This window comes from Mesorhizobium sp. WSM4837, assembly GCF_055811435.1.
This window is the reverse complement of the sequence record NZ_JBVVQE010000008.1, coordinates 126,220-142,043: the sequence shown is the minus strand read 5'-3', so window position 1 is coordinate 142,043 and position 15,824 is coordinate 126,220. Positions and strand designations below refer to the sequence as shown.

Here is a 15,824-nt window from a genome sequence, read left to right as displayed (position 1 = left end):
GATAATTTGCCCGTGACCGCGCTCTGAGAGTCTCATCCAGATTGTCGCGCGCGTCTCATCCTGATCGTCGCGCTATATTCAGCCGATGCTTGATTGAACCCGTGGGCAAGTAAGCGGCTGCCAGAAAGACGAATGCGGCGAGCACCAACACCGACGCGACATGGCGGCCCCAAGAGGGCGGCTCGTAGATCTCAGGCGCATTGGGCCGATAAAGACTCCAGCCCCAGACGATCAGCACGAAGCCGATGATCGATAGGAGCGAATAAAGTCCCTTCCAGCGCCGCTCGTTTGTGGCGATTTGCGCATCACGAAAGCTGCCGGCGGCGATCCGAACAGAATGGATTCCGAAGAAGATCACGAGGCCGAAAACCAGTACTAGCATAACACCTCCGAGGTTCGGCGCGTCGGCGGGAAGGAAGGCTTGCTTACGCTCTCGCTCGAGTTGCCGGCTGCATATGCGCAAAACGGATTCTGCGAACGAGATGGTCAGAGTAATATATCAGGGACCCGCAATCTTGGAATGGGCGAAGCTGCCGATTGGCACGGCACAGCGGCATCGCCTGCGCGCAGGTTCTTCGCGTTCAGCACGGAACCGCCGCGGTGAATGCCTGTGGCGACGTTCCGTTCACATAAATTGCATGAGGGCAACGGGCGGGCGGCGCTGTAGCGTTCGATATGCCCGTTCTCGTCGTCACGGCATCCAAGGCTGAGCGGTATGCTGCTTCGACCTAATTGCCGCCCTCCGCACATGGTACATGAAGGTCCGGAAATGGTCGAACACGACCTTGAGTTTGACCAGCCTATAGATCCGTTTCTGGCGCTAGTTGCCCATTCCGGTGGCCAGCTCGAACGGTAAAACCTGACCCGATGCTGCCGTTCCACGGAACCGCGTTGGAGGTCCGCATTGGAGTGGAAGGCGGACATTTCACCTCATCGAGGCGGGTTACGCGATTCCGACGATCCTCGTTACTGCCTACCCCGACGACGTTGACCACGCCCGCGCCCAAGCTCGCCGTTCATCTCGATCGCGGACAGCTTCGGATCACGTATGGCACCGCGGCCCTGGCTGCGGTCCGCCTCTTGAGGTGCCGCTCGGCCTCGACGTCATTGTTCGCCCCGAGCGCCAGGTAGGAACTGCGCTCGTGACAGCGCATGCGATTGATGATCACGTCGAGAGGGACCGGCTGACGCTCTCGCGTCGCCTTGTTGGGCACGCCGTCTGCCCTCACGCGATTTAGTCGATGCCGGCGTTCTTCGCCTCGCCCCGCAGGAACGGGAGGCTGACTTCGATGACGTCGTCGGGGCGCTCGGGCACGGGACATCATACAGCAGCCCACCGGCAATGTCGTCGATATGGCTCATGCTGTCCCGCGCGATCACGGCCTTGTGGGCAACCTCGCCGATCACCTTCATCGCGGACGGCCAGTTGAGCACACGGCGCGCCTCGCGCGAGTTCGACTCGCGCACCCTATGGCTCCGCTGCGCCGAATGTATTAGAGTGGTCTCATACACGTCCATCCGCGGGCGAACGGCGCCCGGAGGGTTAGACGATGACGATCTCGAGGCGATTGTTGCTGCCGAGGGCCTTCTCGATGCGGGTCAGGCGTTTCCGAACCGGCTGGCTTCGGATTTTCAGTCGGGCTCTCGTCGTTACTTTCATTTCCTGGTTAGCCGCCGGTGCGGTGACTGCCGGGCCGCTTCACGACGCTGCGCGCGAGGGCGATGCCGCCAAAGTCGGCGAGCTCCTTGCACAAGGCGAGGATGTGAACAGTCGCGACGAAAGCCGCGAGACTGCACTGATCGACGCCGCGCTTGCCGGCAAGGTGGAGGTAGCGACGGTGCTGATCGAGGCCAAGGCCGACGTCGACGCCCGCAACGACCGCGGCTTCTCCGCGCTTCATGCGGCGGCGTATTCAGGAAGCCTGGAGATAGCGGAACTGCTGCTCGACCACGGGGCCGCGGTTGATTCGTTGAGCACGCACAAGATCACCCCGCTGCACGTAGCGGCCGAAGAGAACCAGGTGGCCGTCGCCGACCTGTTGATCGCGCGTGGTGCACAGGTCGAGGCAATCCAGGAGTACGGCTTTACACCTCTCAGCCGGGCGACGTTCTTTCAGAGTGCGCAGGTGATGGTTCTGCTCAAGCAGCGCGGGGCGAAATGCCAACCCAAGGAAAAATTGGGGGCGGCGCTCAAGGATTGCATGGCCGCGGGAAACTGACCTCACGAGGTTACTGGAGAGAAACATGACACAAAACCGTTCCAGAGCGTTTGACAGTTTGCTTTGCGCAGGAGTGGCAGCCGCGTCCCTCCTGCTCCTTGGCACTGGCGCATCCTACGCCGTCGATGGAGTGAACACTGGATACTTCGGCAACGTCGCCATACTGGGCTACGATCCGGTGGCGTATTTCACCGACGGTCGTGCGACCATGGGTTCGCCCGAGATCTCGAAGAAGTGGCTCGGGGCGACGTGGTATTTCGCCAGCGTCGAACATCGCGATGCCTTCGCTTCCGAGCCGGTGCGCTATGCCCCTCAGTTTGGCGGCTTCTGCACGCTGAATGCGGCATTCAAGGGGGCATCCGCGAACATTGACCCGGAAGCCTGGCGCATTGTGAACGGCAAGCTCTTCCTTTTCTCTGGGAAGGAGGGCCTGGAGGAAGACTTCGATGCCGACCCCGCCGCTGTCCTTGCGAAGGCCGACGCCGAATGGCCTGCGGTCGAAGCGAAGGAATTCGAGGCGAGAGCGGCCGGCAACTGACTCGGCTCAGGCGCGATGTCGCGGTCGCTCGAGTCGAACCGAGCGTATCACTGAGACACCGAGAAATACCATACCGTGACGGAGTCCGGCCAGACATACTCGTCCTGCGTTTCGCGGTTCCCCTGGGGATTGCGATAGAGCGGGCCGCAGAACTTGCGGCCGAGCAACGTCGCTACGGATTGCGTGCAGAAGAGGTCGCCCTCCGGCGTGGACGTACCGGTGATGATGCTGCCCTGCGAGCTCAGGGCGAAATCTCCGTTTGCGCTCAGCTCCATGACGAACGGTGCGCCATTGTTTTGACGTCCGGTCCAGGTTCGATCGCCCGTCAAGGCTCGCACGGCCTCGGCGTCCAGGCGGTCCTCCTCCTGCGCACGAAAATCGAAGGCGCGTTCCGGAAACCCGGCTAAGCGAAGAGCATCCAGCCGATGATCGAGATCCTGCTGCCGCCGGTGGTGGGCGTATACGACGCGAAAGCCGGCGAGACTCTGCGCGGGAATCTTCTTCAGGATTGCTGCAACCGCATCGCGCGCCTCGGCCATTCGGCCCAGGCGCGCATTTGCCATGGCGAGCGCCTCCAGGCCGAGGTCGCTGCGCTCTTCCGGCTGGACCTGGCTCAGCGCCTGCAGGGCCTTTTCGTATTGATGGTTCATATAGAGCACGAAGCCGTAATAGTCGTAGATCTGCGCCCGTGGCTTGGGATCGAGCTGCAGCACCCGTTCCATAGCCGCCAGTGCCTCCGGGTTCTGCCCGGCATACGTCAGCACGATCGCCAGGTTGAGCTCTGCCTCCGCGCCGTTCGGGTCGAGCGCGACGGCTTTGCGGACGGACGCGAGCGCCTCGTCGATCTCGCCGTCGAGCATCTGCAGGATGCCGAGCGCGGCATAGGCTCGCGAGGACTGGGGATTGAGCTCCAGCGCTCGCCCTGCCGCTTGATAGGCGCGCTGCCGTGCGACGGCACTCAGCATCAGGCGCTGGAAATCGAAGCCGAGCACGTCCACGGTGGCCCGGGCATATCCCGAATAGGCGTCCGCGAACGCCGGATCGAGCTTGATGGCCTTTTGATACAGGGACAGAGCCTCACCGAGAGACGTGAAGTCGACCACGTACGCTTTCTGCTCGGCGCGGGTGTAGAAGTCGTACGCCTCCAGATTTCGCGTCGGCAGGCGAGCAATCTGCGCCTTCTCGCCTTCCGTCAGGCGCACCGACAGAGCCTCGACGATGCGCCCGATCACTTCGTCCTGCAGCACGAAAATCTTGGAGTAGTCGCGGTCGAAGCGCTCGGCCCAGATGTTGCTTCCGGTTTTGGCGTCGATGAGCTGGACGTTGATGCGGACCGAATTTCCGTCCCGGCGAACGCTGCCTTCGACCACGTAATGGACATTCAACTGCTTCGCGATCTCGTTGATGTCGAGGGATCGATCCCCAAAGGAGAACGAGGAGTTGCGGGCAATGACGAGGAGCCCGGAGACCTTCGAGAGATCGGTGATGAGATCGTCTGTGAGCCCTTCGGCGAAATAGTCCTGGTCCGCCTTCTGGCCGAGATTGGCAAAGGGTAACACAGCAATGGAGGGCTTGCCCTCTGCAGAGATCGTCGAGCTTTGGTCCTGCAGAAGCGCGACCGCCCGCGGCCAGAGAACCACGGCGAGGCCCGCCGCCAGCACCAGGAAAAGCGCTGCAGCGCCGATCAACGGCCGCCGAGAGCGCAACTTCCTGGCACTAGGGGCTTGCTCCAACAGCACGCGATAGGCGCGCACCGGCTCGGCAATGTTTTTCAGGCGCTGTTCGCCCAGCGACTTGAAGGTCAGGCCGAGCTTGTTGCGGGCTTGATCATAGGCTGTTCCGGATATGACGACACCGCCGGGATCGCTCAGTCCTTCCAGGCGGGCCGCGATATTGACACCGTCGCCGTAAAAATCATCGTTGTCGATGATCACGTCACCCAGGTTGATTCCGATGCGGAACACGATCCGGGCGTTCTCCGGCACGTTGAAGTTCTGCTGCGCGCCGACGCGCTGGATTTCGACGGCACAGGCCACTGCATCGACCACACTGGCGAACTCGACCAACGCGCCGTCGCCCATGAGCTTGACGACGCGGCCATGATATCCTTCGATCAACGGCTCTATGTGTTCGCGGCGAAGCGCCTTGAGCCGGGTGAGCGTGCCTGTCTCGTCCAGCCCCATCAGCCGGCTGTACCCCACCACATCGGCGGCGAGGATGGCGACCAGCTTGCGTTCCAGATGTTGGTCCTGTTCCACTGCGCATGACTATAGGGAAAGCCCCATGGTAAGACCATATGCGCGGCCAAGGAGCCCGAGCGTCGAATGCTGCACGTCGAGCACTAAGCTAAGTCTTTGAAAACGCTCAATGCCGGAAACCTTTGTGCTAAATCGTGCAGCACACAGGTTTTGGTGCAGCATTGCGGGGATCGCGAACGCGGATCCGGTACCGCCGATCTCGAGCAGGCCGCCGCGCGGACCGAAGGGGAGACGCGACGCCATGTAGCTTCGCAAACACGCGACCCCAGGCATGGCGCAGGCGCAGGTTGTCTGGATTGCGACGCTGGCCCACCAATTTGCTGGCATTATCGCGGGACGCGCAACACCCGCACCGCGCCGCATGCAGCAATGTGAAGAGGATTGCGCAATCGGCAGCGTCGCGCGGCTTCGACTGCCTTCTGCGGCATTGCTTTGTCACCGACCAGACCGTCCCAGTAGGCATGCAGCGAGACCGGTTGCAGTGCCAAACGGTGCTCCGTCAAATCCTGCCACGGCCGACCCGGCACTAGCTCGGGCTGCGAGCCGGGGCCACGCTTACGGGTTTCAGGGCGTCATTGCGCGGTCCGAAGGCAGAATGTGTCAGGAACCGGACCTTTCTGACGGCGTCCGCAAAGGTCACGAAATGGCGCAACGTCGACCTACAGCGTGTTGCCCATGATGTCCGCTTTCGGGAAGCGGCAAAACTCATCTGTACGGCCGAGATGGGGCGCAAAGCTGCCGTCCACGTCGCGGCAGATGTCAGTCGTCTTCGGGTCAGAACTTGCCGTAGAAGTTCTCCGAACGAAGGGCAGACAAGGATTGAACTCGGTCGTTCAGAGTGATTGGATTCTGCCCTAATCTGGAAAGAGCCGGCCAGCGTCTTCAGCCGAATGTCGCCAGAGGCTCAGTGCGAACCTCAACCCACTTGCCGTCCTAGTTGGCCTGCTAGCCGGCCTGCCTGCATCCCTCAGAGCGTCGCCAGCCGCGAATTTGTCATGGCCGTTCCATAGGCTTGCCGCAGCGTCCGCTTCTCCTCCAGCGCAATGATGACGCTTGTGGCAAAATCCGTCTTGTACATGACGGCGAGCCGTGTCAGCCCGCCTGGCGTGAAGACGTTGATCTCCAGAAGCTTGTCCCCGACGATGTCGAGCCCAACCAGAAACATGCCGTCATTGATCAATTTGGGGCGCACCATCTCGGCAATGCCCAACATCGTGCCTGTTACCTTGACTTTGCGGGCTGTTCCGGCGGCATGGATATTGGACCGGACGTCGCCCTTGGCTGGAAGGCGGCGAAAGGCTGCGTAATTGCCGTCGCGCACCAGCGGCAGACCGTTCATCAGGAAAAGACGCACGTCACCAGCCTTGGCCTCCGGAATGTAGACCTGCGCGATGAGATAGCCGTCACCGCTGGCCGCTTCGAAAATCTGGTTGAGGTTGGAATCGGTGGGCGTTGCAATATGGAAGACGTTCTTGCCACCCGATCCTTGGAGTGGCTTGACGATGCAGCCCTTCGAGCGTTTGTCGATAAATGCGCGGATCTCGGTAATGCTGCGCGATATCAGGGTAGCCGGCCTGACCGCCTCGGGAAAAGACTGAAGGTAGAGCTTGCTCTGCGCCTGTCCCAGGCCATCCGGATCGTTGACGACAATCGCGCCGCGAGCCGCCGCGAGCCGCCCGAACATAACGCCTGCGTTGGCGGCCCATGGCCGATCGGTGGCGTCCAGCGATGGATCGTTGCGCAGAAACACAATGTCGATATCGCTTATCGCCAAAGTCTTTTTCTGCTTCGCTGCATCCTTCAGAGCAGCATGCAGTCTGTCGGACGTCTTGTAGGAAACATCCGGCAGAACCGCTACGCTGACAGCCAGACCGTCATCCGGACGCAGTATGAAGTCGCCTGGTTCAACATAGACAACGGAATGGCCGCGCTGGACGGCGGCCAGCGCCAACGCTGTCGTCGTGTAGGCGGGCGTCTCGCTCTCAATGGAATTGACAAAGAACGCAATGCGCATCGAGGAGACTCCGCTCAAGTTTCAACCATATCGATCGGACCGATTCCCGCCATCGCTTTCTTGAGACGCGGACGCGCCGCGTCGGAAGAGAGGAACGCGGGCTCGAGGCGCGGCGCCCGCAGCAAGCCGCGCGCGTTGAGTTCCTGGATCGCTCCGAAATGCGCGGCGGAGATCTTGCCGATCCAGAACGGCGTGAGGCTGCCGCCGTCCTTCAGATGATCGAGGATCTGCACCATGCCCCGCAGATAGATGGCGTCCTTTGCAAGGCCCCCGCCTCGATAGACACGCAGAACGACGTTGAAGGCCCCGCGATCGTCGAGACCGAAATCCCTGTGGAGGATGCGGAAGGTCTCCTCGAATGTTGCTCCGTCGAGCATCGCCTGACAGGCAATAACCCTGGCCGCGATCAACCTCAACCGCGCTGCGGTCATGCCGCCGACCAGATATTCCGCCAGCACGGCCAGTCCCTCCTGCATGCCCTCATAGCCGGCGAGCCCGTTGCGGAAAATGGCGAGCCCCTGCGCATCGCCGTTGAAATAGGTCAGCAGATGGACACCGATCTCGTGACTGAGCAGCGCAGTCAGACGCTCCGGTGGAAGGTTGGTATCGCGTGAAACCAGCAGCCGGTTTCGAGAGACGAGGAGGCCGGCCGGCAGGTCGCCGCGGATCTCCACGGAGGCATCGAATTCGGGATAGGCTGCCCGGTAGCCGGCGATCATGTCTCGCGCGGCCGCGGCGACAGCGTCGGCGCCCAGGCCCTTCTGCCGGGTGGCCGACGCAACGCTAGGCGCCTTTTCGAGAATGGCGCGTGCTCGCGCCGCCAGGCTCGGCTCGACGCTACCATAGAGAGCTCGTCCGAGTTCGACGAAGCGGGGCGTTTCGCGCGCCGCGAGCATCGACAGCTGGAGATCGAGCTCCTGCTGCTTTTGCGAGAGCAGCGTGGTCAGCAGCGGATCTTCCAGATGATCGAGCGAGACCGAATAGAGCTTCCGTTTCTGGCCGGCGACCTCGAACTCGAGCGGCCTGTAGAGCAGCACGGGCACACGCTCGAACGCGCCTGCATGGAATTCCAGCCAGGCTGGTTCGGCATTGATCGGTGTGACGGCAAGCAGAAAATCGAATGTCGACGCGACGTTGTCGATCGCCCGATCAGCGCGCACCACTGCGTCGATATAGGCGCGCCGCCCCAGCGAACGATGGGTTGCCGGCTGTTCCAGCCTTGATGCCTTCAGGAAGGCGCTGACGGCCTGAAGCGCGGAATCGACCATGTTGGCGACGACAAGGTCGTGGAGTTCGGGGTAGACGCGCTTGGTGCCAGGCACCCGGTAAATCGGTGCGAAGCGTACCGTCAAGCACGCCGCATCACCGAGATCATCCAGAAGCCGTGCTTCGGCGCGTGTCGTGGGGTTGAGTTCGTCGACGCGGGGCGTGCGGTATTTTGCTTCGCGTGCGGACGCAGCGGTGGCGAAGCGCTTCAGTGCCGCCTTCTCCGCCGCCGTGTCGCCGCAGGCCAGCGCAATCTCGAAGGGCGGCAGGAACGGAACATCCTCGGTCAGGAACCGGTCTTCGGCCAACTCGCCGATGTCCAGCATGAGGAAGGCGCCGCAGTGATCGCGCAGCCTTCGCACCACCAGCCGCGCGGCCTCGCGGGCGAGGCCGATGTCGGCCGCGATCAGATAGGACGCGTTGGCGGAGACGGCATGGAATGCCGCATCCTGATGCGACCCAACATGGACACACAGAAAGGGCAGCGGCCGATCCATGTGCAAACGGTTGCCATTGCCGAAATCGCGGCGGATTGGCCTGCCGTCCCGCAAAAGCGCGTCCAGGTCCGATTCGATTTGCGCCAATGGAGGCGCGGGCTCAACGAGCTTGGGCTTCATCGCATGGCCCGCAGCGCCGATTCCAGGACGGGCACCGTAGACGCCAGCATGGCGCGCAGCCGCTCGATTGTTCCCCAGTCGGGTTCGCCACTCCATTCGTCCATGAAAATCTTCTTGAACTCGACGGCGATGGCACACCCGGTTTCCGGAAAATTGGCATGGACGAAACGGGTCTGTTCGCCCTTGCCCTGGAAGGACACATTCTCGCGCACATCGATCGGCTCGCCGTTGAGACGCTGGCCGCGAAGCGTCTCGATGAAAGCGTCGACGACCGGTGCCCAGCGCTCGCGGTCCATGGAAGACGTACCGATGTTGATGTCGGGCGCGACGTCACGGGACGTAGGCATAGCCTCCCGTCCGTCGCGCCGGTGATTATAACTATGGACGTCGATGAGAACGAACCTGCCATGGCGCTTCTCGATACCGGCAAGGACACGGCTCAGCTCACTGTAGAAGGCGTCGTGAAAGGAGAGAGACTCCGTAACGGTGTGCTCGTCCGGCTGCTCTCGCCAGACTTTCAGGCCCCAGGACTGGTCCGGCGACCGGTAGACCGCAGCGTCTCGCGCACGGTTCAGATCCACTTGGAAGCGTGACCGATGAACGATGATCTGGGTAGGAAAATCGGCGATGAAACGCTCGGTGAACGGGTCCTCTTCTCTACGCCGGTCGGGATCGGAGAGACACATGAGCGATCGACAAGCCCTGCCAACGTCGGTGCCGCTGTGGATAGCTGTACCGACTATAGGCGACTCTCCGAGCTTGATCGTCCAGCCTGCCGGTGATCCACCCGGATCATTGCTGCCCGGATCATTGTTGGAAGTCATCGTGTTCACAGTCCATCGAATGCGTGGAGAGTGTGGACGGTTCCAATTCATCGAACAAGCGATCGTTGGCTCGCCCTGGATCAGCAGGCTGAACCGTCCAAAAACGTCAGCCGAACGACGGCTTCAGCCGAACGTCGCCAGAGGCTCAGTGCGGACCTCGACCCACTCGCAGCGCCGGCTGTCGTGATAGAACGACAGGAAGGGCGGCGGGAACGATGGGTCGGCGAAAGCCCCCACCGGAATGGCGATCAGACCGGGCTGGACATCGATCCGGTAATGGACAGTGGTGCCGCAATCCGGGCAGAAACTGTAGATGACACGGCCGCCTTCGTCGCCAACGCGCGTGAACTCCGCCGCTCGTCCCTGGATCGACACATCATTCTCCGCAAACCGCGCATTGAAGCTGAACGCGCTGCCGGTGCGCCGCTTGCAGGCCAGGCAATGGCAGACAGAGACGCGTACAGGCTCGCCCGAACAGGTGGCTGACAGCTGACCGCAGGAACATTGGGCGCGGCGCGTGACCATGGCTGGCCCCTTTCAGCGAACATCAATGGGTTTCGGCATGGGCCCTCAGCTCTGCCCTCTTCTGATCCGACACTACGGCAAGGTCGAGAACCTTCTGCAATTCGGCCGCGTGGCGGAACGACGGCTCGGCCTGGACGCAGTTGCGCACAGCATCGACGAAACGCTGGTAGTTGGTCGGCACCGTTCCGGCATCGAGAACCTGCCATTTTGCGTTCTCGATGTCCTCGCCCATGCACGCTTTCAGTTCCGAGTCGGTCAGATTGTGCACGACCTCGATACCACCCTTGTCGCCATAGATGCGCAGCCGCAATTCGTTAAGATGGCCGGTTGCCCAGCGGCTGGCATGGACGACGCCGAAGGCGCCGTTGCTGAAATCCAGCGCCATGGTGAAGCTGTCATTGGCGTCGAGCTCGTACTCGCCGATCCGGTTGCCGGGCGCCTTGTCGAAGGACCTGAGGCGGCAGAACACATGGTCGATGTCGAGCGCCGCGCCATAGCTGGCGAAATCGAGTATGTGGATGCCGACATCGCCCAGCACGCCATTGGAGCCGTGGCCGCGTGACAGCCGCCACAGCCATTTCGGATCGGTGCGCCAGTCGCCCCAGAATTTGGAAACCAGCCAACTCTGCAGATAGGACGCTTCGACGTGCCTGACCGTGCCGATCTCGCCGGCAAGCACCATCGCGCGCGCCCGCTGCAGCGGGGCGACGTTGCGATAGGTCAGGTTGACCATGTTGATGATGCCGGCTTGCTCGGCGGCATCGGCCATTTCGCTGGCCCGCTGGTAATTTTCGGCCAGCGGTTTTTCGCACAGCACCGGCTTGCCCGCCGCGATCAGCATCATGGTCGTCGGATGGTGGATGCGGTCTGGCGTCACGTTCGCCACCGCGTCGAACTTGTCCCATGCGAGCGCGTCCTCCAGCCACGTGAACCGGTTGGGAATACCGTAGCTGTCCGAAAACTTGTCGACACGCGCACGGTCGAGATCGACGGCGCCGACCAGTTCGACGCCTTCGATCCTGCTGAACTGCCTGGCGTGTTCCTCCGCCATCCAGCCGGTGCCGAGTATCAGGAGACGCATGATTCTTATCCTTAGGATGAGGCCTTATCTTCTTGTTCGATCATGGATTTTTCAGAACCGAAGCTTCGCGATAGCGGTCTAGCGAAACCCGGCTTCGCCCGCGGCATGGAGCTTTCCGCCGCGCTCGACGATCGGCTCGAGCGCCCTTTCCACCGGCACGTTCGGCGCGTCGAGGATGGCTGGATGCGCGCCCTGCGGGTTGTGCGCCCATTTCACCGCATTGCGCAGCACCTTTTGGACATTCGCGTCGTGATAGGTCGGATAGGTCTCGTGGCCGGGCCTGAAATAGAAGATGTTGCCGGCGCCGCGGCGCCAGGTCAGCCCCGACCGGAACACTTCGCCGCCCTGGAACCAGGAGATGAAAACCGTTTCCAGCGGTTCCGGCACGGCGAACTGCTCGCCATACATCTCCTCGTTCTCAAGCTCGAAATACTCGCCGATCCCGGCAGCGATCGGGTGGTTGGGGCTCGTCACCCAGAGCCGCTCGCGCTCGCCGGTCTCGCGCCATTTCAGCGTGCAGGGCGTGCCCATCAGCTGCTTGAAGATCTTCGAGAAATGGCCGGAATGAAGCACGATCAGCCCCATGCCTTGCCAGACACGGCGCGCCACGCGCTCGACGACTTCATCGGCAACGGCGCCATGGTCCTTGTGTCCCCACCACACGAGGACATCGGTTTGCGCCAGACGATCGGCCGGCAGGCCATGCTCCGGTTGCTCAAGCGTCGCCCACGATACGGAAATTTCGGGGTCGAGCTTCAGCGCGTCGGCGATCGTTGCATGCATGCCCTCGGGGTAGATCCCCGCCACCACCTCATTGGTCCGCTCATGGATATTCTCGCCCCAAACGACAGCGCGTATCGTCATGACATTCCTCTTGATCGGTTGAAGCCGCCGCCCCGGTCAGGTCAGTCATAGTATCCTCGGCCGGGATTGAAAACGGTTTCGAGGCTGGCTGCTGACAATTGGCTGGAAGTCGGCGGGACAGCGCCCCGCTCTGTCCGGCAGGGCAGAGGGGGCGCGAAGGAGCGCCACATCAGCGGCTTGCTTAGCCGCGCACGACGAGGCGTTTGATCTTGCCCTTCTTGAACGCGGCGAGGAAGCTGGCGTAGTCCTTGAAGACGACGCAGCCGCTCGATTCCCCGCGGCGGCCGCGCAGCAGGTAGGTATGCGCAAGAAAGCCGTCGCGGCCATATTTGTTCTTGCCGTCGATAGGAGTGAGACGCAGCGCCTCCACCCCATGGAAGCGCGATTCACGCAGCCTCAGATCGTAGGTGTGGGGCGGCGTCGGGCCGGCATTCTTCCGGTTGGCGTAGCGCGCCTGGTCGGCCATCGAGCCCAGTCCCGAATGCGCCTCGAGCCGCGAGCCGTCCGGCATATAGACGGTTTTCGCCGAAATGTCGTAGACGGCGACGCCGCTGCCGGGCTTGGTGAACAGGTTGCCGAAGACCCCGCCGCCGCCCGCCGGGCTGTCGGGTTTGGCATAGGCCAGCATGTCTGCGGCCTTCGATCGCTTGCCCGGCTTGCCCGGGCTGCCCTGCATGTCCTCTTGCATGCTTGGTTTCGCCGCCGGTGACGAACTCCTCGGCGACAAGGCTGGCGCCCGGGGCATCTGCGGCGCGGCGGCGGTCTCCACCCTGTTGGCTTTGGATGGCTGAGACTGGGCTTTGGCGGCCTTCGATGCCTGGACCTTGGGCGCATTGGCCTTGGGTGCCCTAACCTCGGGTGCCTTGACCTCGGGCGCCTCGTCTGACTGATCGATTTCCGCCTGCGGACGCCAAGTCGGCAAGGGAACGCTGCCGGGCATTGCGTCCTGCGGCGGCAGCGACGCCATCTGCACCTCGCCCTCTTGCGTGGCAGCAGAATCGGCCGTCGTCGCCTGCGGCAGCACGTCGATCATCGCTTCCGGCGATGCATTCGCAAGCGCCAGCGCCAGCGCCAGCCGGGAGGATCGGTCGATTTCCGCAATCTCGGGCCCGAAGCGCACCGACGCGGGACCATGCTGATCGGCCAGGCGCACCGGCTCCGCAAAGCGCTGGCCCGTCGGCAGACTGACGACCGCAAACGGCGCGGCCCCGCCGGAGGCGCGGGCAAAGGCAGCAGCAATCTTTTGCGGCGATAGCGCCGCATTCGCCACCACCCTGTCGAAGCGCGATTGCGGTGAGATTTCGGCGACAAGCTGCACAGCATCCGGCCGCGCTAACGGCTTGAGACGCGCTACCTTGCCTTCATGCTCGAAGCTCGCGGCGGCCTGCGCGCAGCCGGCATTGCATCGGCCGAGCAGCGACGCCTGACGCTGCCGGCTTACCAGTGACGGCGCCCACGAACTGGCCCGTGGATTGACAAGTGTGTGTCGGGGATCGGCGAGCGCCATGGAGCGCGGCGCGAGCAGGTTTTGCGGAAGACTGTTGGAGGCGGCGGTGAGCGAAGTTCCCACCGAATGGAGGCCGGCCACGGTCGCAGCCGACCACAGCGCGATCGCAGCGCCAACAACGGGAATCGCGACCCAGCGCAGTCCGGGCCTCATCGAGGGCAATCCACTATCAGGATTGTCACCCCGGTTATTCAAACGCATCAACGCCATACAACCAAACCTCAATCGGCCTTGCGGCATGCGGGCTCGCAGCCGTCACAATCACAGTCGCCTGGTGCCCCCCGGCACGCTTCACGTCTGTTGCCGATTGAATCAAAAGATGGACAAACTTGGTTAACCAATCCCTCTACCGATCGCCGATTAGGCGAAGGTCTATGTCAAAAAAGGCTCCCTCCAAAACTATGAAAATAGCGGAAATGCCCTCCATGCCAGGCTTTGCTGCCCGTTTTTGCAGGCCGAGTCAACAAAGCGAAAGGATTAGACCTTGCCTGGGCGGCGTCAGCTAAAGGCTGACACCTGCCAGCGCATGATCCGAAACGAGGCCCGCGTCCTCCGTTGGAGGCGCGGGCCTTGTCATACCTGCGCAGACTATGCGGCACGCTGCGCTTCCATCGGCCGCAAATTCTGGTTCATGCGGAACAGGTTCAGCGGATCATATCGCTGCTTGATTTCCAGCAGCCGCCGATAGTTGCCGCCATAGGCTGCTTCGACCCTGTCGACCTCGTCCCCGGGCATGAAGTTCACATAGGCCGTGCCCGCGGCATAGGGCTTGGCTGCTTCATAGAGACCCCGCGCCCAGTCGATGCAGGCCTGGTCCATTTCCGGTTCGCGCCAGCGGGCGTGGACATTCATGACGTAGTGCGCGCTGCGTTGCGGAAACGCCGTTGCATCCGCTGTCACCCGGCCCGCGGCACCGCCGACATGGCCAATGAATATCTCGCATTCGGGGCCGGGGAGCCTGGGTATCGCCGCCGTGACGACCTCCACCGCGCTGTCGGAAAGCTCGGTGAAGTCATGGCTCTTCCAATAGTTGCGGGCGCCAGGCGTCAGCAACGGATCGAATGCCTGCTGCCAGCCGGTGAACGGGTTGGGACCGACCACGTCTGCAATCGGTGTGCCGATGGCGCGAAGCCTCTGTGTCGCCTTCTCACCCCCCTGAAGGTCGCCGCAATAGCACATGGCCAGGACCAGCACCTCCTTGCCATGCCATTCGGCCGGCAGGAACGGCAGCGGCGGCGCCTGCCGCATGACCGCCCAGCAGGTCAGCTCATTGGGCGCTGCTTCGAGCGCCGCTCGGTATTCCCGCAACACGTTTTCGGCATCGGCGAAGGGATGAACGACAAGCCCCGACAGCACCTGCGGACCGACTTGGTGGAGCTTGAACTCGAAAGCCGTGACGACGCCGAAATTGCCGCCGCCACCGCGCAGCGCCCAGAACAGATCCGGATTCTCGGTCTGGCTGGCGCGCAGCAGTTTGCCCTCGGCGGTAACCACGTCAGCGCAGAGAAGATTGTCGATAGTCAGGCCGAACTTCCGCGTGATCCAGCCGAAGCCGCCGCCCAGCGTCAGGCCCGAAATGCCGGTCGTCGAGTTGATGCCGGTCGGCACCGCCAGTCCGAAGGCCTGTGTTTCCGCGTCGACGTCGGCGAGCGTCGCGCCAGGTTCCACCCATGCCCGCCGCGTCGCCGGATCGACCCGCACCGATTTCATCGGCGACAGATCGATCATCAGGCCGCCGTCGCAGACGGCGCTGCCGGCGATGTTGTGGCCGCCGCCGCGAACGGCGACGAGCAGCCTGTTTTCCCTGGCAAAATTGACGGCGGCGACAACGTCGGCGGCACCGGCGCAGCGCACGATCAGCCCGGGCCGCCGGTCGATCATGGCGTTCCAGATGCTGCGTGCCTCGTCATAGGCGGCGTCGCCTTCCCTCAGCACGGTGCCGCGCAATTGCGCCGAAAGCGCCTCCAGGACCGCGGCATCGACTGTCGTCTTGCCGCGTTCAAGCGTGGTGAGGCTCATGCTATCCATGGCTTTCCTCCCGATGTTTTGAGCCGTTTTCCCTCCACCCGTTTCCAAGTCTGCCTTTATATTAGAAGTCGCGCAAGTTCATG

The 15,824-nt window shown here is 62.6% G+C and carries 12 protein-coding genes; 2 read left to right on the top strand and 10 right to left on the bottom strand.

What is annotated here, in order from left to right:
• Window positions 1-55: 55 nt before the first annotated feature.
• Window positions 56-382: an NnrU family protein gene (locus AC0L3D_RS07035; protein ID WP_473643622.1), complete on the bottom strand. Its 327-nt coding sequence runs from the start codon at window positions 380-382 to the stop codon at window positions 56-58.
• Window positions 383-1,550: 1,168 nt separating this feature from the next.
• On the opposite strand from AC0L3D_RS07035, the gene AC0L3D_RS07030 reads away from it, so the two are divergent.
• Both AC0L3D_RS07030 and AC0L3D_RS07025 read left to right on the top strand, forming a co-directional pair.
• Window positions 1,551-2,219, top strand: coding sequence for an ankyrin repeat domain-containing protein (locus tag AC0L3D_RS07030; RefSeq protein WP_473630050.1), 669 nt, complete (start codon window positions 1,551-1,553; stop codon window positions 2,217-2,219).
• Window positions 2,220-2,244: 25 nt separating this feature from the next.
• On the top strand, window positions 2,245-2,757 hold the full coding sequence (locus AC0L3D_RS07025) for a YHS domain-containing (seleno)protein (protein WP_023799193.1): 513 nt from the start codon (window positions 2,245-2,247) through the stop codon (window positions 2,755-2,757).
• Between the two features lie 47 nt (window positions 2,758-2,804).
• Here the strand turns inward: AC0L3D_RS07025 and AC0L3D_RS07020 are convergent, their stop codons facing one another.
• From AC0L3D_RS07020 to AC0L3D_RS06980, 9 genes are all read right to left on the bottom strand, one after another.
• Window positions 2,805-5,015, bottom strand: a complete 2,211-nt coding sequence (locus AC0L3D_RS07020) for an adenylate/guanylate cyclase domain-containing protein (RefSeq protein ID WP_473630051.1) — start codon at window positions 5,013-5,015, stop codon at window positions 2,805-2,807.
• 967 nt (window positions 5,016-5,982) lie between these two features.
• A complete protein-coding gene (locus AC0L3D_RS07015; RefSeq protein ID WP_473630052.1) occupies window positions 5,983-7,029 on the bottom strand; it encodes a glutathione synthetase in 1,047 nt (348 codons plus the stop codon).
• A gap of 14 nt (window positions 7,030-7,043) precedes the next feature.
• A complete protein-coding gene (locus AC0L3D_RS07010) occupies window positions 7,044-8,912 on the bottom strand; it encodes a flavohemoglobin expression-modulating QEGLA motif protein (RefSeq protein ID WP_473630053.1) in 1,869 nt (622 codons plus the stop codon).
• Entirely contained in the window at window positions 8,909-9,736 is an 828-nt protein-coding gene (locus AC0L3D_RS07005; RefSeq protein WP_473643620.1) for an N-formylglutamate amidohydrolase, read from the bottom strand. Before AC0L3D_RS07005 ends, AC0L3D_RS07010 begins: the two co-directional genes overlap by 4 nt.
• A gap of 123 nt (window positions 9,737-9,859) precedes the next feature.
• Entirely contained in the window at window positions 9,860-10,261 is a 402-nt protein-coding gene (locus AC0L3D_RS07000) for a GFA family protein (protein ID WP_027155694.1), read from the bottom strand.
• Window positions 10,262-10,283: 22 nt separating this feature from the next.
• Window positions 10,284-11,342, bottom strand: a complete 1,059-nt coding sequence (locus tag AC0L3D_RS06995) for a Gfo/Idh/MocA family protein (protein ID WP_473630055.1) — start codon at window positions 11,340-11,342, stop codon at window positions 10,284-10,286.
• 78 nt (window positions 11,343-11,420) lie between these two features.
• A complete protein-coding gene (locus AC0L3D_RS06990) occupies window positions 11,421-12,206 on the bottom strand; it encodes a ThuA domain-containing protein (protein ID WP_473643619.1) in 786 nt (261 codons plus the stop codon).
• A 181-nt stretch (window positions 12,207-12,387) separates the two neighbouring features.
• Window positions 12,388-13,866: a DUF2778 domain-containing protein gene (locus AC0L3D_RS06985; RefSeq protein ID WP_473643617.1), complete on the bottom strand. Its 1,479-nt coding sequence runs from the start codon at window positions 13,864-13,866 to the stop codon at window positions 12,388-12,390.
• A 435-nt stretch (window positions 13,867-14,301) separates the two neighbouring features.
• Window positions 14,302-15,741, bottom strand: a complete 1,440-nt coding sequence (locus AC0L3D_RS06980) for an FAD-binding oxidoreductase (protein WP_473630057.1) — start codon at window positions 15,739-15,741, stop codon at window positions 14,302-14,304.
• Window positions 15,742-15,824: the final 83 nt, after the last annotated feature.